The sequence below is a fragment of the Kosakonia sp. AG348 genome, assembly GCF_003337365.1.
Lineage (GTDB): Bacteria > Pseudomonadota > Gammaproteobacteria > Enterobacterales > Enterobacteriaceae > Kosakonia.
In genome coordinates this window covers 295,804-317,373 of sequence record NZ_QPJR01000004.1, presented here as the reverse complement: position 1 = coordinate 317,373, position 21,570 = coordinate 295,804, and the positions used below count along the sequence as shown (strand labels likewise).

The following is a 21,570-nucleotide window of genomic DNA, read 5'->3' as shown; positions in this document are numbered from 1 at the left end:
ACAAATGAAACTGCGTAAAATCCTGAAGCATATGTTTGAAACCTATTGCAAAACTTTCAAAGACGTACCGCCAGGCGCTATGTTCTGATGATAAAAAAACCTGCTGCGAGCAGGTTTTTTTATGCCCGCCATTCGACGGCTGAAGGGGACAAAACTACTCTTGCCAGGCATTTCCCGCTACTATGACGCCCTTTAGTAAAGGAGCCTCATATGTCGCAAAATCTTTCTGCTGACCAGGAACTGGTCTCTGATGTCGTCGCCTGCCAGCTGGTCATTAAACAAATCCTTGATGTTATTGACGTCATCGCGCCGGTTGAAGTGCGCGAGAAAATGGCGAACCAGTTAAAAAGCATCGATTTTACTACCCATCCGGCAGCCGCCGATCCGGTGACCCGCCGCGCTATCCAGAAAGCCATTGCGTTGATCGAACTGAAATTCACCCCGCAGGGTGAAGCGCACTGATTTTATTCTTGCTGTGTTACGCCTGTCGGTCTGTGACACAGCGGGGATTTTGAAACGTTGTTTTGATCAACAATAACGCCACTGAATTCAACCAACCTTGTACAAAAGGAGTCGGGAATGAAAAAAGTGGCGGTGTTGTTGGCGCCCGGTTTTGAAGAAGCGGAAGCGATTATCACCATTGATATTTTGCGCCGCTTGCAGATTGAGGTCGAAACGCTGGCCTGTGCGGGGTCCCGCGCGGTGGTCAGTTATCACAATATTCCCATGGTGGCAGACAGCACGCTGGCCGAGCGCTCGCAGACGCTGTATGACGCCATCGTGCTGCCCGGCGGTCCGCAGGGCAGTGTCAACCTCGCCGCCAACCCGGCGGTGCTGCAATTTATTGAACATCATGACGCGGCGGGCAAATTTATTTGCCCAATTTGTTCGGCCGCCGCGCGCGTGCTGGGGGCAAACGGCTTACTGAAAGGTCGCCGCTATGTTTGCTCCGGTGATTTATATGAAAACGTGCGCGACGGCGAATATGTTGATGCGCCAGTGGTCGAAGATGGCAACCTGATCAGCGGCAAAGGTCTGGGACGGGCTTTTGATTTTGCCTTAACGATAGCCGCGCGCCTGCAAGGGAACGAAATCGCGGCGCGAGATCATGCCGAGCATATCTACTATAGCTGGTGATTTTTCCGCCCGGATGCGTCCTGTATCCGGGCACAAGGATAAGCTGGCTGATGTTATGGATTATCCTGCTTTTACCCTTCTTATTTGTCAGACAAAAACGGCTGATTTTATGTGATAAATCGCTGAATTTATGTACGGAATTACTGTAATTCAGCCGTGTGATGCCGCTCTCCTATGGAGAATCAATTTCCCGCTAAAACTATTTCCAGCACAGAGCTCCAGTGACGTATGGACTCTAATGCCTTGTTTTATGAACTTTTAAAAGACCTGATGAGTTGTTTTCCCTACATAAAAGAATGCTAAAGCTGGAGTTTACCATGCACAAATTCACTAAAGCGTTGGCGGCCATCGGCCTGGCTGCCGTTATGTCACAATCCGCTATCGCTGAAACCATGAAGCTCGGATTTCTGGTTAAACAACCGGAAGAGCCATGGTTCCAGACGGAGTGGAGATTCGCCGACAAGGCAGGCAAAGATTTAGGTTTCGAAGTGATCAAAATCGCCGTCCCCGATGGTGAAAAAACCCTGAACGCCATTGATAGCCTGGCGGCCAGCGGCGCGAAAGGGTTTGTTATCTGTACTCCCGATCCGAAACTGGGCTCCGCAATTGTTGCCAAAGCGCGCGGTTACGACATGAAAGTCATTACCGTCGATGACCAGTTCGTCAACGCCAAAGGTGAGCCGATGAAATCGGTGCCGTTAGTGATGATGGCGGCGAGTGAAATTGGCGCACGTCAGGGCGATGAGTTGTACAAAGAGATGCAAAAACGCGGCTGGGATGTGAAACAGACCGGCGTGATGGCGATTACGGCTAATGAACTGGATACCGCTCGCCGCCGTACCACTGGCTCCATGGATGCGCTGAAAAAAGCCGGTTTCCCGGAAAAACAGATCTACCAGGTGCCGACAAAATCGAACGATATCCCCGGTGCATTTGATGCCGGTAACTCCCTGCTGGTACAGCATCCGGAAGTGAAACACTGGCTGGTGCTGGGTATGAATGACAACACCGTGCTTGGTGGCGTGCGTGCTACGGAAGGGCAGGGCTTTAAAGCGGCTGACGTTATCGGTATCGGCATTAACGGCGTGGATGCGGTGAGCGAGCTGTCCAAAGCGCAGGCGACGGGCTTCTTTGGTTCCCTGCTGCCAAGCCCGGACGTTCACGGCTACAAAACCAGTGAGCTTCTGTACAACTGGGTGACCAAAGGCGTGGAACCGCCAAAATTCACCGCCGTTACGGATGTGGTATTGATCACCCGCGATAACTTCAAAGAAGAGCTGGCGAAAAAAGGACTGTAATTCTCTGTTGGTTGCGCTCCCCGCATACGCGGGGAGCCAGACGTACAATGAACTGTTTTGCGGAGACGTTATGCAACAGTCTACTCCTTACCTCTCGTTTCGCGGCATCGGTAAGACATTCCCCGGTGTGAAAGCGCTCAGCGAGATCAGTTTTGATTGTTATGCCGGGCAGGTTCACGCCTTGATGGGCGAAAACGGCGCCGGTAAATCAACGCTACTTAAAATCCTCAGCGGCAACTACGCGCCGACGACCGGTACGCTGGTAATAAAAGGAGAAGAAGTCTCCTTTGCCGATACCACCGCCGCGCTCAACGCCGGGGTGGCCATTATTTACCAGGAGCTGCATCTGGTGCCGGAAATGACCGTCGCCGAGAACATCTATCTGGGCCAGTTGCCGCATAAAAGCGGCATTGTGAACCGCTCCCTGCTCAACTATGAAGCGGGTTTGCAGCTTCAGCATCTGGGGCTGGATATCGACCCACAAACGCCGCTGAAATACCTCTCCATCGGCCAGTGGCAGATGGTGGAAATTGCCAAGGCGCTGGCGCGTAACGCCAAAATAATCGCCTTTGATGAGCCAACCAGTTCCCTTTCTGCGCGTGAGATCGACAACCTGTTTCGCGTGATCCGTGAGCTGCGTAAAGAGGGGCGTGTCATCCTTTATGTCTCGCATCGCATGGAGGAGATATTTGCCCTGAGCGACGCCATCACTGTGTTTAAAGATGGCCGCTATGTGCGCACCTTTACCGATATGCAGCAGGTCAATCATGACCAGCTCGTACAGGCGATGGTTGGGCGCGAGCTGGGCGATATTTACGGCTGGCAGCCGCGAGAATATGGCGAGCAGCGCCTGCGCCTGGAGCAGGTGAAAGCGCCGGGCGTACGCACGCCGATTAGCCTGAGTGTGCGCAGCGGAGAAATCGTCGGCCTGTTTGGGCTGGTCGGTGCCGGGCGCAGCGAATTGATGAAAGGGCTGTTTGGCGGAACGCAGATCACCGAAGGGCAGGTGTTTATTGACGGCGAGCAGGTCAATATTCACAAACCTGCTCACGCCATCCGTGCCGGCATGATGTTGTGCCCGGAGGATCGCAAAGCCGAAGGCATTATTCCGGTGCACTCGGTACAGGAGAACATCAATATCAGCGCCCGGCGCAAATACATTCGCGCAGGGTGTCTCATCAACAGTGGCTGGGAGAGCGAAAACGCCGAGCACCATATTCGCTCGCTCAATATCAAAACCCCGAGTGCGGATCAGCTGATTATGAATCTGTCTGGTGGCAACCAGCAGAAAGCCATTCTTGGCCGCTGGTTGTCGGAAGAGATGAAGGTGATCCTGCTTGATGAGCCTACGCGTGGGATTGACGTCGGGGCGAAACATGAAATTTACAACGTGATTTATGCGCTGGCGGCACGTGGCGTGGCGGTGCTGTTTGCTTCCAGTGATTTGCCGGAAGTCCTCGGCGTCGCCGACCGTATTGTGGTCATGCGTGAAGGCGAAATAGCCGGTGAGTTGTTACACGGCCAGGGCGATGAACAGCAGGCGCTGAGCCTTGCGATGCCGAAAGTGAGTCAGGCTGTCGCCTGAGTGAGGAGAATACAATGTCATCTTTAACTACGTCCCGCGCGCCGAAGTCGGCGTTCAGCTTCGGGCGCATCTGGGATCAGTTCGGCATGCTGGTGGTGTTCGCCGTACTGTTCATTGGTTGCGCTGTTTTCGTGCCGAACTTTGCCTCTTTCGTCAATATGAAAGGGCTGGGGCTGGCGATTTCCATGTCCGGCATGGTGGCCTGCGGCATGCTTTTTTGCCTGGCCTCCGGTGATTTCGACCTTTCCGTCGCGTCTGTGATTGCCTGCGCCGGGGTGACCACGGCGGTGGTGATCAACCTAAGCGAAAGCCTGTGGATTGGGGTATTTGCCGGGTTGCTGCTCGGTGTGGTGAGCGGCTTTATTAACGGCTTTGTCATTGCACGTTTGAAAATCAACGCCCTGATAACCACACTTGCGACAATGCAGATTGTGCGCGGTTTGGCCTATATCATCTCTGATGGTAAAGCGGTCGGGATTGAAGATGAGCGCTTCTTTACGCTCGGTTATGCGAACTGGCTTGGCCTGCCTGCGCCTATCTGGCTGACGGTCGGCTGCCTGATTATTTTTGGCTTCCTGCTCAATAAAACCACCTTTGGTCGCAATACGCTGGCGATTGGTGGTAACGAAGAGGCGGCGCGGCTGGCGGGTGTGCCGGTAGTCAGAACCAAGATTATTATCTTTGTGCTCTCAGGCCTTGTGTCAGCGGCGGCGGGGATTATTCTTGCTTCACGTATGACCAGCGGACAGCCAATGACCTCGATCGGTTATGAGCTGATTGTCATTTCAGCCTGCGTGCTGGGTGGCGTATCGCTGAAAGGTGGCATCGGTAAAATTTCCTACGTTGTGGCCGGGATCTTGATTCTGGGGACCGTGGAAAATGCCATGAACCTGCTGAATATCTCTCCCTTCTCGCAATACGTTGTGCGCGGCTTGATCCTGCTGGCGGCGGTGATTTTCGACCGCTACAAACAAAAGGCCAAACGCACGGTTTGATGCTTTTTGCTTAAATTTTGCACACAACCTTATAGTGTAACTCCAGACCTTACCAGCCGCTAATCCGGCTGGTAAGTCATGTTTAAAATGGCGAGCAGCGTCACACTGTCTATACTTACATGGCTAATGATAATGAGACGTTAATGAAAAACGGCTCTCATCTGACACTGTAAGGAGGAAACCAGGGTGGAAGACGCACTAGCTATACCGCCTCTCATTTCCGGAAATTTTGCCTTTTTTTTCGATTTGGATGGCACCCTTGCGGATATCAAACCGCACCCGGATGATGTTTTTATCCCTGAAGATGTGCTGACCAGACTTTCATTGCTTGCTGAGCTAAATGACAGGGCGTTGGCATTGATTTCAGGGCGTTCAATTGCTGAGCTGGAACAGCTCGCCAAACCGTATCGTTTCCCGCTGGCCGGGGTACATGGGGCGGAGCGCCGCGATATCAATGGTCGAACCGAACGAATGACCTTACCGGAAACGGTTTTGCAGCCGCTGGAACGTGAATTACGGCATGGCATTGCGCCGTTAACCGGCGTTGAACTTGAAACTAAAGGGATGGCATTTGCACTGCATTATCGCCAGGCACCGCAGCATGAAGAGGCGGTCTTTGCCCTGGCAAAAACACTCATCGCGCACTACCCGCAGCTGGCAATGCAGCCGGGAAAATGTGTGGTCGAGCTGAAACCCTCTGGCATTCATAAAGGCGCCGCTATTGACGCGTTTATGCAAACGCCACCCTTTCTCGGCAAGAAACCGGTGTTTCTTGGCGACGATCTGACTGACGAACATGGGTTTAAAGCCGTTAACAAACTTGGCGGCATATCGATAAAAGTCGGCCCGGGCGCAACACAGGCAATGTGGCGTCTGGCTGGCGTGAATGATGTCTATAAATGGCTTGAACAACTTGTCGACCATCAACAACAAGAACAACGGGCGCTAACAAACAGGAGAGATGGCTATGAGTCGCTTAGTCGTAGTATCTAATCGTATTGCTCCGCCTGACGATAGAAAATCCAGCGCTGGCGGGCTGGCTGTGGGGATCCTTGGGGCGCTAAAAGCGACCGGTGGGCTGTGGTTTGGCTGGAGCGGGGAGATCGGTGACGAGGATCAACCGCTAAAAAAGGTCACGAAAGGGAATATTACCTGGGCCTCTTTTAACCTCAGCGAAGATCATTACGAGCAGTATTATTCGCAATTTTCCAACGCGGTGCTGTGGCCCGCTTTTCACTATCGTCTGGATTTGGTTAAGTTCCAGCGCGAAGCGTGGGAAGGCTACCAGGATGTCAACGCGCTGCTGGCTGACAAGCTGCTGCCGCTGATTAAAGACGACGACATTCTGTGGATCCATGATTACCACCTGTTGCCGTTCGCCAGCGAGCTGCGTAAGCGCGGCGTCAACAACCAGATCGGCTTCTTCCTGCATATTCCGTTCCCGACCCCGGAAATTTTCAACGCCTTGCCACCGCATGCCGAGTTGCTTGAGCAGCTGTGTGATTATGATCTGCTGGGCTTCCAGACCGAAAGCGATCGCCTGGCTTTCCTCGACAGCTTGTCGATGCAAACAAGGCTTACCACGCGTGGTGGTAAAGAGCATGTTGCCTGGGGCAAAAACTTCCGCACCGAAGTCTACCCCATCGGTATTGAGCCGCAAGAAATCGCGCAACAAGCCGCAGGGCCGCTGCCGCCCAAACTGGCACAACTGAAAAATGAACTGAAGAATGTGAAAAACATCTTCTCGGTAGAGCGTCTGGATTATTCCAAAGGCTTGCCGGAACGCTTCCTGGCGTATGAAACACTGCTGGAGAAGTTCCCTCAGCACCACGGTAAGATCCGTTATACGCAGATAGCGCCCACCTCGCGTGGCGAAGTGCAGGCCTATCAGGATATTCGTCATCAACTGGAAACCGAAGCCGGGCGCATCAACGGGAAATACGGTCAGCTTGGCTGGACGCCGCTCTATTACCTCAACCAGCATTTTGATCGCAAAGTGTTGATGAAGGTATTCCGCTATGCGGAAGTCGGGCTGGTGACGCCGCTGCGTGACGGGATGAACCTGGTAGCGAAGGAGTATGTGGCGGCTCAGGATCCTGAAAATCCGGGGGTGTTAATTCTTTCGCAGTTTGCCGGTGCGGCGAACGAGCTGACGTCGGCGCTGATCGTTAACCCTTACGATCGTGATGATGTCGCGGCGGCGATGGACAAGGCATTAAGGATGCCGCTGGCGGAGCGTATTTCGCGTCATGCGGAGATGCTCAAAGTCATCAAGGAGAATGATATCCATCACTGGCAGCAGAGGTTTATCAGCGATTTAAAGCGCATCACGCCACGTAGCGCACAAAGCCAGCTACAAAGCAAAGTGGCGACCTTCCAAAAGCTAGCCTGAGGTAACAACGCTCCCGCTTATGCGGGGGCGTTCTACGCGCTTAACGGTACTAACAGCACATCAACTTCACTGGCCTGGACAATGCTTTTCGCCGAGCAGACGGCGCGCGAGAAGAACGTCTGATTGTGATTACCACACACCACTAAATCGACATCCTGGGTGCGACAAGTATGCAGAATGTGCTTGCTCAGCTCGCCGGAGGCAATCAGCGCCTGTTCGATAGGATAATTCGCGTTGCGCACCAGCTTATCCAGAAACTGCTGCGTCTCTTCCTGCAACACCTCACGGACGTTTTCCATCATCGGGGCTGCAAGCTGGTTATACAGTTCCGGGTCAGCGGCTAAGGTAATCAGTGTGATACGGGCACCGGAAGGGCGGGCAATATCGACCGCTTTTGCCAGCAATTGTTGGCTTTCTGGCGTAACGGCTACGGCGACCAAAAGATGTGCATAAGCCATTTTTACTCCCCGATTGAATCAAATTTTTCTCACCATTACTCCGATTCTTAAACCAGCGCAACCTGTGAATATGGCAGGGATGTGAAGGTTATCATAAATATTCATTAATTATTCTTACGTAACGGTATGGTCGCGCTTTAATCACCTTAACCGATTTTAAAAGCTTAACTAAAATTAAGAGAATTTAAGATCGAATTGTTAAATTATCAATCATAAAGATTAACAAAAATGCAATGGTTACTTCGGGTGATTAATTAAGATCGCTTAAAACATAATGTATTGTTTTATATAACTTTTTATTTTTGTTTCTTAAGTAGACACATATTGTCAAATGTAAATAGGGCAGCATCCTAATCCTCCGACCAGTTAGCGTTGGTAAGAGAGCGTTTTGCATGCCTATTCGGACAATTGGAATAGAAAAGGGGGCTGATCGCGCAAAAAAACATCAATTCACAAGCGAGACTGATAGATTTCTTGTCCATATTCACGTAAATTATGTGACGTGGATCACAAAAATTTCAAATTTCCGCACTGGTCAGATTGTATGTGGCAGCACCTACGAGTACAGTTGCGTCGAATTAGGAAAAATCTTAGTTCTTTGTAAGAAATGATTAAGAACGTTGTAAGGCAATTAACATTTGAGCGAAGCGCCTTATCGCAAGATCCTAGTCAGTTATGCATTTAGCCTTTCTTTTTTATACCGGGTTTTTTCCCGGCGACATCACGGGGTGCGGCTTAGCCGCATAAGATACAAGTTGGTTATTCGGGATGGGAAAAATGCATACATCCGAGTTGCTGAAACATGTTTATGACATTAATTTGTCGTATTTACTTCTTGCTCAGCGTTTGATCAGCCAGGACAAAGCGTCCGCCATGTTCCGTCTTGGTATTAATGAAGAGATGGCGACCACACTGGTTGAGTTAACCCTTCCGCAAATGGTGAAGTTGGCTGAAACCAATCAGCTGATTTGCCAGTTCCGTTTTGACAATCATCAGACCATCACTCGTCTGACCCAAGAGTCACGTGTGGACGATTTACAGCAAGTTCACACCGGGATTTTACTTTCAACCCGCCTGCTGAATGAGTCTTCACAGACTGGCGACGCGGCCCGGAAGAAAAGGGCATAACGATGAGCGAAAAAAGCATTGTTCAGGAAGCACGCGATATTCAGTTAGCAATGGAACTGATTACGCTGGGTGCGCGTTTACAAATGTTGGAGAGTGAGACGCAGCTTAGCCGCGGTCGTCTTATCAAACTCTACAAAGAGTTGCGTGGTAGCCCGCCGCCAAAAGGTATGCTGCCATTCTCCACCGACTGGTTTATGACCTGGGAACAAAACATCCACGCGTCTATGTTCTGTAACGCATGGCAATTTTTGTTAAAAACAGGCCTTTGCAGCGGCGTTGACGCAGTCATCAAAGCATACCGACTTTACCTCGAACAATGCCCTCATGCTGAGGAAGGACCGCTGCTGGCGCTGACCCGCGCCTGGACGCTGGTTCGTTTCGTGGAAAGCGGAATGCTGGAGTTGTCTCGCTGCAATTGCTGTGGTGGTAATTTTATTACTCACGCGCATCAGCCTGTTGGTAGCTTTGCCTGCAGTTTATGCCAGCCGCCGTCCCGCGCGGTAAAAAGACGTAAACTTTCCCAGGATGCTGCCGATATTATTCCACAACTGCTGGATGAACAGATCGATCAGGCTGTTTAACCGAATACAGGTGGAAACACTCCAGCAGCGGTGCAGTTATGCCGCTGCTTTTTTTTTACCTGCTACTCGCGTTAACCCTTTGAAATGTTTATCCCGAGCCTTAGTCATTAGCAGAAGGATGATGTCGTGCTTATCGTATTAGGTTACCTGGTTGTTCTTGGTGCAGTCTTTGGCGGTTATATGATGACCGGCGGAGAACTTGGGGCACTTTATCAACCGTCTGAACTGATCATCATCGGGGGCGCGGGGGTAGGTGCATTCATTGTTGGCAACAACGGTAAAGCCATCAAAGGAACGCTGAAAGCGATGCCTTTGCTGTTTCGCCGTTCGAAGTACACCAAAAGTATGTATATGGACTTGCTGGCGCTGCTGTATCGCCTGATGGCGAAATCACGTCAGCAAGGGATGTTCTCGCTGGAACGGGATATTGAAAACCCGAAAGAGAGCGAGATTTTCGCCAGCTACCCGCGCATTCTCGCGGATGCGACGATGCTTGAATTTATCGTGGATTATCTGCGACTTATCATCAGCGGCAATATGAATACCTTCGAAATTGAAGCGCTGATGGACGAAGAGATTGAGACCCATGAAAGCGAAGCCGAAGTCCCGGCGAACGCGCTGGCGATGGTCGGTGACTCACTCCCGGCGTTCGGTATCGTGGCGGCGGTAATGGGGGTGGTACATGCGCTGGCCTCGGCGGATCGTCCGGCGGCGGAGTTGGGGGCGCTGATTGCGCATGCGATGGTGGGAACTTTCCTCGGTATTTTGTTGGCATACGGTTTTATCTCTCCGCTGGCAAGCGTACTTCGCCAGAAGAGTGCGGAAACCGCCAAAATGATGCAATGCGTGAAGATAACCCTGCTGTCGAACCTGAACGGTTATGCGCCGCCGATCGCGGTTGAGTTTGGTCGTAAAACACTTTACTCCAGCGAGCGCCCGTCGTTTATCGAACTGGACGAACATGTTCGTGCGGTCAGAAACCCTAACCAACAGACGACGACTGAGGACGCATGAAAAACCAGTCCCATCCGATCGTCGTAGTTAGACGAAAAAAACATAAAGGCCACGGTGGCGGCGGACACGGCTCCTGGAAAATTGCCTATGCCGACTTTATGACGGCGATGATGGCGTTTTTCCTGGTGATGTGGCTTATCTCCATCTCCAGCCCGAAAGAGCTTATCCAGATTGCGGAGTATTTCCGCACGCCGCTGGCAACTGCGGTCACGGGTGGGCCGAGAATTTCGAACAGCGACAGCCCGATCCCGGGCGGTGGCGATGACTACACACAGCAACAGGGCGAAGTACAAAAACAGCCCAATATTGACGACCTGAAAAAACGCATGGAGCAGTCGCGTTTGAGTAAATTGCGCGGCGATCTGGACCAGTTAATTGAAGCCGATCCCAAACTGCGCGCATTGCGTCCGCATTTGAAAATCGACCTGGTACAGGAAGGGTTGCGTATACAGATTATCGATAGCCAGAACCGGCCGATGTTTAAAACCGGCAGCGCGGAAGTCGAACCTTATATGCGCGATATTTTACGGGCGATTGCGCCAGTACTGAATGGGATCCCGAACAAAGTGAGCCTCTCCGGTCACACCGACGATGCCCCTTACGCTAACGGCGATAAAGGGTACAGCAACTGGGAGCTTTCCGCCGATCGCGCTAACGCGTCGCGCCGTGAGCTGGTTGCCGGTGGCCTGGATGATGGCAAAGTGATGCGCGTTGTTGGCATGGCGGCAACCATGCGCCTGGTCAACCGCGGCCCGGATGAAGCAATCAACCGCCGAATTAGTCTTTTGGTGCTGAATAAACAAGCAGAAGCGGCCATTCTGCATGAGAACGCCGAAAGTCAGAGTGCGCCAATAAGCGCGATTACACAGCCAGAGCCAGCGGCAGCGGCAGCACCCGCGCCAGCAGCCTCGTCTCCGGCAGCAGTTCCTACGTCGCCACAAGCCAATCCGAGGTGATAGCGTGAGCATGGATATTAGTGATTTTTACCAAACATTCTTTGATGAGGCCGACGAACTGTTGGCCGATATGGAACAACATTTATTGGACCTGGTGCCGGAAGCGCCGGATTCAGAACAGCTCAACGCCATCTTCCGTGCTGCTCACTCTATTAAAGGCGGTGCGGGTACATTTGGCTTTACCATCTTGCAGGAAACAACTCACCTGATGGAGAACCTGCTTGATGAGGCTCGGCGTGGCGAGATGCAGCTCAACACCGACATTATCAACCTGTTTTTGGAAACCAAAGATATTATGCAGGAACAGCTCGATGCCTATAAAAGCTCGTCAGAGCCAGATGCCGCAAGCTTCGAATACATCTGCAATGCCCTGCGCCAGCTGGCGCTGGAGGCAAAAGGAGAGGTCGTTCCTGCCGCTGCGAATGGTGCAAAACTCTCGGTTGTAGAGACCGCACTGGCATCTGATGCGACAGCGCCCGCCGCTGAAAACGACGGTAAATTACGAATCGTTCTTTCTCGCCTGAAAGAGAATGAAGTTGACTTACTCGAAGAGGAGTTGGGCAACCTCGGCACGCTGAGCGATGTGGTGAAGGGGAAAGATACCCTGAGCGTGACTATCGACGGCGGCGTGGGCGAAGACGACATTATCGCGGTGCTGTGCTTTGTTATCGAAGCGGATCAAATCGCTTTCGAAAAAGCGGCACCCGCGCCCGCGGCAGCAGAAACGGCTGTTGAAGCCCCGGCTGAAGTGGCCGAAGCGCCGGCAGCAGCGGCTGTTCCGGCGGTGCAGGCGGCTCCGGCTGCGGCACCTGCGCTGAAAGCGGTAGCGAAAGAGCAACCGGCAGGCCGTGAAAAACCGGCAGCCCGCGCCAGTGAATCGACCAGTATCCGTGTTGCGGTCGAAAAAGTTGACCAGTTGATCAACCTGGTAGGCGAACTGGTTATTACCCAGTCCATGCTGGCACAGCGTTCGAACGAGCTGGACCCGGTGACGCACGGTGATTTGATCACCAGCATGAGCCAGTTGCAACGCAACGCCCGCGACCTGCAGGAATCGGTGATGTCCATCCGTATGATGCCGATGGAATACGTCTTCAGCCGCTTCCCGCGCCTGGTTCGCGATCTGGCGAGCAAGCTTGATAAACAAGTGGAACTGACGCTGCAGGGCAGCTCAACTGAACTTGATAAGAGCTTGATCGAACGCATTATTGACCCGTTAACGCACCTGGTGCGTAACAGCCTCGACCACGGTATTGAAACGCCGCAAAAACGTGTGGAAGCAGGGAAGTCGCCTATCGGCAACTTGATCCTTTCGGCGGAACACCAGGGCGGGAACATCTGTATTGAAGTGACCGACGATGGCGCAGGTCTGAACCGTGAACGTATCCTGGCGAAAGCGATTTCGCAGGGGATGGCCGTACACGAGAACATGACCGATGAAGAAGTGGGCATGCTGATTTTCGCGCCGGGCTTCTCCACCGCTGAACAGGTAACTGACGTTTCCGGACGCGGCGTGGGCATGGACGTGGTGAAACGTAACATCCAGGAGATGGGCGGCCACGTTGAAATCAAATCGAAACAGGGCACCGGGACGACCATTCGTATCCTGCTGCCGCTGACGCTGGCGATCCTCGACGGCATGTCAGTAAAAGTGAACAACGAAGTCTTTATCCTGCCGTTGAACGCGGTAATGGAATCGCTGCAACCGCGTGAAGAGGATCTGCATCCGCTGGCCGGTGGTGAGCGCGTGCTGGAAGTGCGCGGCGAATATCTGCCGCTGGTTGAACTGTGGAAAGTCTTTGATGTTATGGGCGCGAAAACCGAGGCTACGCAGGGGATTGTCGTTATTCTGCAAAGCGCGGGTCGTCGCTATGCATTGCTGGTTGATCAACTGATTGGTCAGCATCAAGTGGTGGTGAAAAACCTGGAAAGCAACTATCGCAAAGTGCCGGGCATTTCTGCTGCCACTATCCTTGGGGATGGTAGCGTCGCGCTGATTGTTGACGTATCAGCGTTGCAGGGATTGAATCGTGAACATCGTATGGCGCACACAGCCGCCTGATTTAGTTAAGAAGGTATAAAACATGACCGGTATGAGTAATGTAGCAAAACTGGCGGGCGAGCCATCAGGTCAGGAGTTCCTGGTTTTCACTCTGGGCGATGAAGAATACGGAATCGATATTCTCAAAGTGCAGGAAATTCGTGGCTATGATCAGGTGACCCGAATCGCCAATACCCCCGACTTTATCAAAGGCGTCACCAACCTTCGCGGTGTGATTGTGCCGATTGTCGACCTGCGCGTGAAGTTCAGCCAGGGCGATGTCGAGTATGATGACAACACGGTTGTTATCGTGCTGAATCTCGGTCAGCGCGTGGTGGGGATTGTGGTTGATGGTGTTTCCGACGTCCTGTCGCTGGCATCTGACCAAATCCGCCCGGCACCGGAATTCGCGGTCACGCTGTCGACCGAATACCTGACCGGCCTCGGCGCGCTCGGCGACCGTATGCTGATTCTGGTAAACATTGAGAAACTGCTCAACAGCGAAGAAATGGCGCTGCTGGATATCGCTGCCACGCACGTAGCGTAATAATCACGCCAGCCGCGTAATAATAAAGGTGGATGAAGCTGCTTCATCCGCCTTTATTTTTGTTCTTTTTCTGCCGCTATAATATATATCCTTCATCCCCGCTTAATTTCTATTTCATAAAGTTCTCTTACTTCTCGTTACGGCTGGTCATATATTGTGATGTTTATCACAATTCAAGGTATATATCTTTCGGGAAATTAATGAATTAGGCATTAATCATTCTCTAACTCAATGATTTAAAATCATAAAATCATCACCGTTTTATGGTGCTTACGCCGTTGCGTTTAAGTGGTTGAAGCGCGCAGCGTAAACTAAATTTCTGTTATTCCTGCTTTAATTGTTTGCGTGTTTTTCTTATTTCGGTGGCTAATTAATTGCGCGGTGAAATAAACAGCACGCGGTATTTTCGGAGGTGGAAACATGAACAGAAAATTACTTTATGTGCTGGTAAGTGGTGTTCTGGTAATGGCCGCGCAAAGCGCGCGTGCGGTCACCAGTAGCGGGACGATTGGCGCGACCCTGACGTTGACTAACGGCTGCCTGATTAATGGCTCGCCAAGCCAGAACGGGATCAACTTTGGTACGCTTGATTTTGGTACGCATCCGGCAACGTTTTCACAGCTCACCACCCAGCTCACCAACGCAAGCGGCGGTAACAGTTTCGGTATTCAATGTACGACAACCGATTACACCGTGCAGGTAACCGGCAACACCAACTCTACCGCGCCGGGCACCGTGGTCGGCACACCGGGAACGCCTGCCCGTTATTTGGTCAATGCGGCCAATACCACGCAAGGCGTTGCCTACAGCCTTTATAGCGATAGCGGCTTCAGCAACGTCATCACTAACAACACCAACATTCCTCGCGCTTCAACGACCGGTGGTGTCGATAACTACACGCTCTATGGGCGGATCTCCGGCGGTGGCAACAGCGTTAGCGTCGTACCGGGTACCTATACCGATACGATCAATGTGAGCGTGACGTACTAAACCTCCCCAGATGATGCCAGGCGGCATGCGCGTTTCCCTGCGGGGGAACCGGGGATCTCTGCGCGTCATTTCTGGGCTGCTCTTGTTCGCGATGATGGCCCCGCAGGGTGCCTTTGCGGTGACGACGCAAACCTTCACTGTGGGCGCAACCATCGCGCCTGGCTGTTCAGTGGTGAGCGGCAGCGGCGGGGCACTCGGCTCACTCAATTTTGGCACCCGCAGCGGCGTGCAGAGCGGGCAGGTCATCGCCAGTTTCGTGCCTGGCGCGTCGTTCTCGCTGGGCTGCACGCCCGGCGTGGCGCTGAGTATGAGTATCAACGGCGGGCAGAACTACGCAAACGTGCGCAACATGCAACGCAGCGGCGGTACAGATCGCGTGCCTTATCGCCTCTTTACCAGCAGCACGCTGGCGGCAAATACCGAGATCGGCGTTAACCAGGCCGTCTCTGTCGCTTACAACAATAGCAACACTATCTCGCTGGCGATTTTCGGTGCGGCGCAGCTAACCGGGTTCAGCCCGGCGGGAACCTATACCGATCAACTCACTGTGACATTGTCATGGTAACAAGGGAGAAGGCGATGAAGGTCATTTCGACGGGTCGCGCGGCGGGCGTGCTGTGTACCTGTGCGCTGACGCTTAGCGCGGGCAACGTTTTTGCGGCGGCCACTATTCTGCTCTGGCCCATCGATCCGTGGCTCAGCGCCACCAGCAACGCGACCGAATTATGGATCCAGAACCAGGGTGAAGCGCCCACCACCATGCAGGTGCGCATTGTCCGCTGGCAGCAGGAAAGGGGGCTTGAACGCTACCAGCAACAAAACGAGATCGTTGCCAGCCCACCGATTGTGAGAATCGAAAAAGAGAGCAAACAGCTGATTCGCCTGATCAAGCAGGCGTCAATCCCGGCGGGTGTCGAACAGGCTTATCGCATCATCGTCGATGAGATCCCGCAGCCGGAAAACAGCGACAAGCCGCAGCTTGGCCTCAAGCTGCAAATGCGCTACTCGATTCCGCTCTTTGTCTATGGCACCGGCATCGAAACTCACACCAGCGGCGCGCATCATGCGCTGGTAGATACCAAAGATTTACGCTGGCGGGTGAGCCGGGACAACGGCAAACCGGCCCTGGAAGTGCGTAACAATGGTGATGTCCATGTCCGCTTAAGCAAAGTCAGCGTGCGGCAAGGCGGGCAAACGCGGCAGGTTGCCGAGGGACTACTCGGTTATGTGCTGCCGCACAGTGTGCGTAGCTGGCCGCTACCCGCGGGTATCAGTAATCCAGTGGAAATGAAGGCGACGATCAATGCCAGGGAAAGCGAATGGCAGTCGTCCGTCGGCAACTGATTTTAACGGTCACTTTTATGCTGCTGGCGAGTTCAGCACGGGCACAACAGGGCGATGATATGCTCCCGCCGCCGCCCGATGCGCACGCCATCAATGAGCACGCGGTATTCCATTTAAGCCTGGTGATTAACCATTACGATACCCGGCGGGTGGTGCCCGTGACCCGGCGGCAGAACGCCTTTTTTGTCTCCAGCGCCGATCTCCTGCAGGCCGGGCTGCCTGCTAAGCATCTACCGCAAGGGGAGGTCAATGTGTCGGCACTGGCGAATGTGCGCGCCGATTATGACAGCGCGGGTCAGCGTCTGCTGCTCTCGGTGCCCGGTGAGTGGGTGCCGGAGCGTGCTACGGCGTTTAACTCGGGTCTGCGGCGCACGACACCGAAATATGGCCAGGGCGCGTTACTCAATTACGATGTCTACACCAGCACCACCGAACACATCGGCGGTCAGGCGGCGCTGTGGCATGAGTTTCGCTACTTCAACGGCAACGGCGTGCTCTCCTCAACCGGTGCACTGCGTAAGACACTTTCCGGCAGCCTCAGGCAGCAGGAAGGGTATATGCGTTATGACACCACCCTCACGTTTACCGATGAAGATGACGCCACGCAATGGAGCGTGGGCGATGTTATTTCCGATGCATTAACCTGGAGCAGCAGTGTGCGTATCGGCGGCGTCACTTACGGGCGCGACTTCTCCCTGCGCCCGGATCTGGTCACCTGGCCACTGCCCGCGTTTTCCGGCGAAGCGGCAGTGCCGACCTCGGTGGATGTGTTTATTAACGGCTATCGCGCCGGGAACACGCAGTTACAACCGGGTCCCTTCACGCTGACCAATATGCCCTATATCAACGGCGCGGGGGATGCCGTGCTGGTTACCACGGATGCGCTGGGGCGCCAGGTCAGCACCACCTTACCTTTTTATGTCGCCAGCGATTTGCTCAAACCCGGCTTGAGCGACGGAGCGATTACCGTGGGGGCGCTGCGGCGCAATTACGGCGTCGAGAATATTGATTACGGGACGCTGGTGGGCAGCGGATCGTATCGCTATGGAGTGAGCGATTATTTCACCCTCGAAGGGCATGGCGAAGCGGCGCAGTCTCTGACGCTGGGCGGCGCGGGCGCGGTGCTGAAACTCGGGCGGCTTGGCGTGGTGAACGGGGCATGGACGCAAAGCCGCATGTCTGGCGATAACGGCAGCCAGCTTGCCTGGGGGTATCAGTACAATACCCGCCTGTTTAGCGTTAATACGCAGCACAGCCGACGCGATCGCGGCTTTGGCAATCTGGCGCTCTACGACCAGCGCAACCTCTACAACAACGAGCAAAGCAACGGGCAGCGGCCTGTCGCCAGCCTGAGCCGCAACACGGATCAATATGCGCTGACAGTTAATATGGGCGATTTCGGCAACGTAGGCGCGGCATGGATCGGTGTACGCAGCTTTGATAATAAAAAAACGGAACTGCTTAACCTCTCCTGGAGCCGCAATATGTGGGGCGGCAGTAGCCTTTATCTGGCGGCGAGCCGTGATAACCAGCAGGGCGACTGGACATTTGCATTGTCGCTGCAAATACCGATTGGCGACATGGATAGCGCAGCGGTGAGTATGGAGCGAACCCCCGATAGCGGCTCCACCGAGCGTATCAACTATAACCACGCCATGCCGACCGATGGCGGTTTTAGCTGGAACATGGCTTTTGCGCACCAGTCGCAGGCGAAAAATTACCAGCAGGGCACGCTGGGCTGGCGCAATAACAATGTCGAGTTGCAGGGCGGCGGTTACGGCGAAAGCGACATGCTGACATGGTGGGGCGAAGCGCTGGGGTCGCTGGTGTTGATGGATGGCCAGCTATTTGCCGCCAACCGCATCAATGACGCGTTTGCGGTGATCAGCACCGGCGGTCATGGCGGTGTGCCGGTGAACTATGAAAATCAGCCGGTGGGTGAAACCAACCGTGATGGCTATCTGCTGGTGAGCGGGGTATCTGCCTATTACCCGGCCAGTTACAGCATTAATACGCTGAACTTACCGGCGGATACGCAACTGAAAGATACCGAGCGCAAAATTTCGCTGCGTCGGCGCAGTGGCTATCTGGTGGAATTTCCGATGGTGCAGGAGCGCGTCGCCAGCGTGATCCTGCATGATGAAAACGGCGAAGCCATTCCGCTTGCCAGCGAAGTTGACCGGGCGGGGAAAGCCACGGCCATTGTCGGCTATGACGGCATTGCGTGGCTGGAAAACCTGGATGAAGCCAATGCGCTGCATGTCCGTTTGCCGGATGGCAAAACCTGCGACGCCCGCTTCACGCTGCTCGCCAATCCTGACCATAAATTGCAAACCTACGGGCCACTGACCTGCCGGAGGAACCCCTGATGCGTCGGCTACTTCTTCTGTTATTACTCCTGTGCAGCGGGTCAGCATGGTCGGCCTGTACGGTTAGCACGACCAGTGGGGCGTTCGGCACGGTGACCTCGTTTGTGCTTAACGCCTCGGCGCAAAACACCACCGCCAGCCTGATTGTGCGCTGCGACGCGGCGCTCAACCTGCTCACCAACGACTCGATTACCCTGACGCTGACCGGGGCGAGCGCTACCGCCTCGAACCGGGGCGTCATGAAACGGTCTGATAATGCCGCCGTGACGGATGCGATCCCGCTCCGCGTCTGCGGCCAGGCCAACTGCGCAAATAATAGCGAAGCGACTATCAGCGGCAACAGCTACACCTGGAACGGCTCAGCCTTGCTGGCGTTATTGGGCACCCGAACCTACACCTTGCCGCTCTATTTCCTCACCGTACCGGGGCAAAACGTCAGCGCCGGGCCTTATACGGTGACGCTCAATTTTAGCGTCGCGTATAACGTCTGCTCGGTGGGGATTTTAGGGTTCTGTTCGACAGCACAAACGGGCACGGCGACCACCAGCCTGCAGGTCAACGGCACCATCACCAACGACTGCACCACCATCAGCGCACCGAACGTCAATTTTGGCAGTGCGCCGCTGGTGCGCAACTTCCCGACCATTTCGCAATCTATTGCCATCACCTGTACGAAAGGCATGGTTTACACCGTCGGCATCAACAACGGCGGCTACTACAACGGCAGCGCGCGGAATATGGCCAGTGGCAGCAACCGGCTCAGTTATGAGATTTACAAAGGGGCAACCACCAACCGCTGGGGCAGCGCCGGTGCGGAGCGCTGGTCAAGCGGCGTCTCATCGCAGGTGAGCACCGATGGCCTGCTGCGAACCTACAATTACACCGCGCAAATTTTGACGTCGCAGACCACGCCGCCGGGGGGAACATATAGTGATACCTTAACTGTGGATATCGCGTTTTAAGTCATAATTTAATTCCCTTTCGCAAATGTAAAGTTCCGTGGCCGCATGCCGATAACACCGTTAAGAACTTATCAAGAAGGTGTTGCATGTTGAACCGTATCCGCGTCGTTACTCTGCTTATGAGCGTGCTGGTGGTCTTTGCCTTGTTGCAGCTTGTCTCTGGTGGCCTGTTTTTTTCGTCGCTTAAGCAAAACCAGCAAAGTTTTGCGGTCTCCAATGACCTGCGCATGCAACAGACGGAATTAGGTAAAGCCTGGGAGTTGATGCTGCAAACGCGTATCAACCTGAGCCGTTCCTCGGCGCGGATGTTGCTGGATCCGAGCAACCAGCAGAGCAGTGCGAAAACCGATTTGCTGAACAGCGCGAAAGCCTCGCTTGCCGATGCGGCAAAACATTACGATGCCTTCCGCGCGCTGCCATCGCTGCCGGAAACTGACGCCGCGCGCCAGACACTGGATGAGAAATACCGCACCTACAATGCCGCGCTGGCGGAACTGGTGCAGTTCCTTGAAGCTGGCAATATTAACGGCTTTATGGCGCAGCCGACGCAGGGGATGCAAAACGCCCTTGGCGATGCGATGAAGAAATACGCGGATTTGAGTGAAGGCTTGTATCGCAATGCCTGGGAACAGAGTGTCAGTGATTACAATTTTGCCAAATGGCAGATGGCGATCCTGGCGCTGGCGCTGGTGATCGTGCTGGCCGGGGTCTGGTCTGGCATTCGCCGTATTCTGCTGTCGCCGTTGTCGTCGGTCATTGCCCACATCCGTGAAATCGCCGGTGGCAACCTGACACATTCGCTGACCATTGCTGGTCGCAGTGAAATGACCGAGCTGGCGCAGAGCGTTGACCATATGCAGAACGCGCTGATCGAAACGGTGACCAACGTTCGCCAGGGTTCAGATGCCATTTACGCCGGTACCAGCGAAATCGCCGCCGGCAACAACGATCTCTCGTCCCGTACCGAAGAGCAGGCGTCCGCGCTCGAGCAGACCGCCGCCAGTATGGAAGAGTTGACCGCCACGGTGAAACAGAACGCCGATAACGCCCGTCAGGCTGCACTGCTGGCGCAGAGTGCGTCGGAAACGGCAGAGCGCGGCGGTAAAGTAGTCAACAGCGTGGTAAAAACCATGCACGACATTGCGGGCAGTTCGCAAAAAATTGCCGATATTATTAGTGTGATTGACGGCATTGCTTTCCAGACCAATATCCTGGCGCTGAACGCCGCGGTGGAAGCGGCCCGCGCCGGTGAACAAGGGCGTGGTTTCGCCGTGGTCGCCGGAGAAGTGCGCAATCTTGCCAGCCGCAGTGCGCAGGCGGCGAAAGAAATTAAAGGCTTAATTGAAGATTCTGTCTCCCGTGTCGATACCGGTTCTGTGCTGGTGGAGAGCGCAGGGGAGACGATGTCGGACATCGTTAACGCGGTAACCCGGGTGAACGACATTATGGGTGAGATCGCCTCGGCTTCTGATGAACAGAGCCGCGGCATCGATCAGGTTGCGCTGGCGGTATCCGAAATGGATCGCGTCACGCAGCAAAACGCGTCACTGGTACAACAATCGGCAGCCGCAGCGGCCGCCTTAGAAGAACAAGCCAGTTTGTTGACGCAGGCGGTATCTGCTTTCCGCCTTTCTTCTGTATCCGGCAAACTGGCGTCGCGTGCTACAACTCCGGCAGCAGGCAGCGCTCAGACCCCGGCGCGGAGTCGCCAACTTGTAACCGGACAAGAGGATAACTGGGAAACATTTTAGCAGTTCTTAACCGCGGACTTTT

Annotated in this window: 21 protein-coding genes; 20 read left to right on the top strand and 1 reads right to left on the bottom strand. The window is 54.0% G+C overall.

The genetic code is table 11. The features are described 5' to 3' along the window. Nucleotides 1-4: 4 nt before the first annotated feature. From azuC to otsA, 8 genes are all read left to right on the top strand, one after another. Entirely contained in the window at nt 5-88 is an 84-nt protein-coding gene (gene azuC, locus DFO56_RS11750) for a stress response protein AzuC (RefSeq protein ID WP_017458329.1), read from the top strand. 122 nt (nt 89-210) lie between these two features. Beyond that, on the top strand, nt 211-462 hold the full coding sequence (locus tag DFO56_RS11745) for a DUF2766 family protein (RefSeq protein ID WP_020454160.1): 252 nt from the start codon (nt 211-213) through the stop codon (nt 460-462). 117 nt (nt 463-579) lie between these two features. Continuing rightward, complete coding sequence (locus DFO56_RS11740; protein ID WP_020454159.1) at nt 580-1,137, top strand: DJ-1 family glyoxalase III; 558 nt, start codon at nt 580-582, stop codon at nt 1,135-1,137. 317 nt (nt 1,138-1,454) lie between these two features. Further along, nucleotides 1,455-2,435: an arabinose ABC transporter substrate-binding protein gene (locus DFO56_RS11730; RefSeq protein ID WP_020454158.1), complete on the top strand. Its 981-nt coding sequence runs from the start codon at nt 1,455-1,457 to the stop codon at nt 2,433-2,435. Between the two features lie 70 nt (nt 2,436-2,505). Then, complete coding sequence (gene araG / locus DFO56_RS11725; protein ID WP_020454157.1) at nt 2,506-4,020, top strand: L-arabinose ABC transporter ATP-binding protein AraG; 1,515 nt, start codon at nt 2,506-2,508, stop codon at nt 4,018-4,020. A 14-nt stretch (nt 4,021-4,034) separates the two neighbouring features. Next, nucleotides 4,035-5,015 carry an L-arabinose ABC transporter permease AraH gene (araH, locus tag DFO56_RS11720; protein ID WP_017458324.1) on the top strand — a complete coding sequence of 327 codons (981 nt, stop codon included), beginning with the start codon at nt 4,035-4,037 and terminating at the stop codon, nt 5,013-5,015. Between the two features lie 186 nt (nt 5,016-5,201). Then, nucleotides 5,202-6,008, top strand: a complete 807-nt coding sequence (otsB, locus tag DFO56_RS11715) for a trehalose-phosphatase (protein ID WP_045511264.1) — start codon at nt 5,202-5,204, stop codon at nt 6,006-6,008. Continuing rightward, nucleotides 5,983-7,407 (top strand): alpha,alpha-trehalose-phosphate synthase, encoded by a 1,425-nt coding sequence (gene otsA / locus DFO56_RS11710; protein ID WP_020454154.1) that lies wholly within the window; start codon nt 5,983-5,985, stop codon nt 7,405-7,407. The genes otsB and otsA overlap by 26 nt, the downstream gene beginning before the upstream one ends. A gap of 32 nt (nt 7,408-7,439) precedes the next feature. Here the strand turns inward: otsA and uspC are convergent, their stop codons facing one another. Next, nucleotides 7,440-7,865: a universal stress protein UspC gene (gene uspC / locus DFO56_RS11705; RefSeq protein ID WP_045511268.1), complete on the bottom strand. Its 426-nt coding sequence runs from the start codon at nt 7,863-7,865 to the stop codon at nt 7,440-7,442. Nucleotides 7,866-8,642: 777 nt separating this feature from the next. Between uspC and flhD the strand changes: the two genes are divergently transcribed. The 12 genes from flhD (at nt 8,643) to tar (ending at nt 21,548) form a co-directional block, all read left to right on the top strand. Continuing rightward, the gene (flhD, locus tag DFO56_RS11700) at nt 8,643-8,993 is read left to right on the top strand and encodes a flagellar transcriptional regulator FlhD (RefSeq protein WP_017458320.1); all 351 of its coding nucleotides are present in this window, start codon (nt 8,643-8,645) and stop codon (nt 8,991-8,993) included. 2 nt (nt 8,994-8,995) lie between these two features. Then, the gene (gene flhC / locus DFO56_RS11695; protein ID WP_017458319.1) at nt 8,996-9,574 is read left to right on the top strand and encodes a flagellar transcriptional regulator FlhC; all 579 of its coding nucleotides are present in this window, start codon (nt 8,996-8,998) and stop codon (nt 9,572-9,574) included. A 126-nt stretch (nt 9,575-9,700) separates the two neighbouring features. Continuing rightward, nucleotides 9,701-10,588, top strand: coding sequence for a flagellar motor stator protein MotA (motA, locus tag DFO56_RS11690; protein WP_017458318.1), 888 nt, complete (start codon nt 9,701-9,703; stop codon nt 10,586-10,588). After that, on the top strand, nt 10,585-11,544 hold the full coding sequence (motB, locus tag DFO56_RS11685; protein ID WP_017458317.1) for a flagellar motor protein MotB: 960 nt from the start codon (nt 10,585-10,587) through the stop codon (nt 11,542-11,544). The genes motA and motB overlap by 4 nt, the downstream gene beginning before the upstream one ends. A gap of 10 nt (nt 11,545-11,554) precedes the next feature. Next, nucleotides 11,555-13,606 carry a chemotaxis protein CheA gene (gene cheA, locus DFO56_RS11680; protein ID WP_020454152.1) on the top strand — a complete coding sequence of 684 codons (2,052 nt, stop codon included), beginning with the start codon at nt 11,555-11,557 and terminating at the stop codon, nt 13,604-13,606. Nucleotides 13,607-13,628: 22 nt separating this feature from the next. After that, complete coding sequence (gene cheW / locus DFO56_RS11675; protein ID WP_007371553.1) at nt 13,629-14,132, top strand: chemotaxis protein CheW; 504 nt, start codon at nt 13,629-13,631, stop codon at nt 14,130-14,132. Nucleotides 14,133-14,552: 420 nt separating this feature from the next. After that, a complete protein-coding gene (locus DFO56_RS11670; RefSeq protein WP_045511272.1) occupies nt 14,553-15,122 on the top strand; it encodes a spore coat protein U domain-containing protein in 570 nt (189 codons plus the stop codon). A 91-nt stretch (nt 15,123-15,213) separates the two neighbouring features. Next, entirely contained in the window at nt 15,214-15,687 is a 474-nt protein-coding gene (locus DFO56_RS11665) for a spore coat U domain-containing protein (protein ID WP_045511400.1), read from the top strand. A 14-nt stretch (nt 15,688-15,701) separates the two neighbouring features. Next, a complete protein-coding gene (locus DFO56_RS11660; RefSeq protein WP_045511276.1) occupies nt 15,702-16,466 on the top strand; it encodes a molecular chaperone in 765 nt (254 codons plus the stop codon). Next, entirely contained in the window at nt 16,442-18,835 is a 2,394-nt protein-coding gene (locus tag DFO56_RS11655; protein WP_045511279.1) for a fimbria/pilus outer membrane usher protein, read from the top strand. The genes DFO56_RS11660 and DFO56_RS11655 overlap by 25 nt, the downstream gene beginning before the upstream one ends. Next, the gene (locus DFO56_RS11650; protein ID WP_045511282.1) at nt 18,835-19,797 is read left to right on the top strand and encodes a spore coat U domain-containing protein; all 963 of its coding nucleotides are present in this window, start codon (nt 18,835-18,837) and stop codon (nt 19,795-19,797) included. The genes DFO56_RS11655 and DFO56_RS11650 overlap by 1 nt, the downstream gene beginning before the upstream one ends. A gap of 86 nt (nt 19,798-19,883) precedes the next feature. Further along, the gene (gene tar / locus DFO56_RS11645; RefSeq protein WP_045511285.1) at nt 19,884-21,548 is read left to right on the top strand and encodes a methyl-accepting chemotaxis protein II; all 1,665 of its coding nucleotides are present in this window, start codon (nt 19,884-19,886) and stop codon (nt 21,546-21,548) included. The last annotated feature ends 22 nt before the right edge of the window (nt 21,549-21,570 follow it).

What these genes read in the sequence shown, in the direction of transcription:
- DFO56_RS11650 (WP_045511282.1), top strand. Translation starts at nt 18,835, where the DNA reads ATGCGTCGGCTACTTCTTCTGTTATTACTCCTGTGCAGCGGGTCAGCA.
- DFO56_RS11670 (WP_045511272.1), top strand. Translation starts at nt 14,553, where the DNA reads ATGAACAGAAAATTACTTTATGTGCTGGTAAGTGGTGTTCTGGTAATG.
- uspC (WP_045511268.1), bottom strand. Translation starts at nt 7,865, where the DNA reads ATGGCTTATGCACATCTTTTGGTCGCCGTAGCCGTTACGCCAGAAAGC.
- DFO56_RS11660 (WP_045511276.1), top strand. Translation starts at nt 15,702, where the DNA reads ATGAAGGTCATTTCGACGGGTCGCGCGGCGGGCGTGCTGTGTACCTGT.
- azuC (WP_017458329.1), top strand. Translation starts at nt 5, where the DNA reads ATGAAACTGCGTAAAATCCTGAAGCATATGTTTGAAACCTATTGCAAA.
- cheA (WP_020454152.1), top strand. Translation starts at nt 11,555, where the DNA reads ATGGATATTAGTGATTTTTACCAAACATTCTTTGATGAGGCCGACGAA.
- DFO56_RS11730 (WP_020454158.1), top strand. Translation starts at nt 1,455, where the DNA reads ATGCACAAATTCACTAAAGCGTTGGCGGCCATCGGCCTGGCTGCCGTT.
- cheW (WP_007371553.1), top strand. Translation starts at nt 13,629, where the DNA reads ATGACCGGTATGAGTAATGTAGCAAAACTGGCGGGCGAGCCATCAGGT.
- otsA (WP_020454154.1), top strand. Translation starts at nt 5,983, where the DNA reads ATGAGTCGCTTAGTCGTAGTATCTAATCGTATTGCTCCGCCTGACGAT.
- motB (WP_017458317.1), top strand. Translation starts at nt 10,585, where the DNA reads ATGAAAAACCAGTCCCATCCGATCGTCGTAGTTAGACGAAAAAAACAT.
- DFO56_RS11655 (WP_045511279.1), top strand. Translation starts at nt 16,442, where the DNA reads ATGGCAGTCGTCCGTCGGCAACTGATTTTAACGGTCACTTTTATGCTG.
- araH (WP_017458324.1), top strand. Translation starts at nt 4,035, where the DNA reads ATGTCATCTTTAACTACGTCCCGCGCGCCGAAGTCGGCGTTCAGCTTC.
- DFO56_RS11745 (WP_020454160.1), top strand. Translation starts at nt 211, where the DNA reads ATGTCGCAAAATCTTTCTGCTGACCAGGAACTGGTCTCTGATGTCGTC.
- DFO56_RS11665 (WP_045511400.1), top strand. Translation starts at nt 15,214, where the DNA reads ATGATGGCCCCGCAGGGTGCCTTTGCGGTGACGACGCAAACCTTCACT.
- araG (WP_020454157.1), top strand. Translation starts at nt 2,506, where the DNA reads ATGCAACAGTCTACTCCTTACCTCTCGTTTCGCGGCATCGGTAAGACA.
- tar (WP_045511285.1), top strand. Translation starts at nt 19,884, where the DNA reads ATGTTGAACCGTATCCGCGTCGTTACTCTGCTTATGAGCGTGCTGGTG.
- flhD (WP_017458320.1), top strand. Translation starts at nt 8,643, where the DNA reads ATGCATACATCCGAGTTGCTGAAACATGTTTATGACATTAATTTGTCG.
- flhC (WP_017458319.1), top strand. Translation starts at nt 8,996, where the DNA reads ATGAGCGAAAAAAGCATTGTTCAGGAAGCACGCGATATTCAGTTAGCA.
- DFO56_RS11740 (WP_020454159.1), top strand. Translation starts at nt 580, where the DNA reads ATGAAAAAAGTGGCGGTGTTGTTGGCGCCCGGTTTTGAAGAAGCGGAA.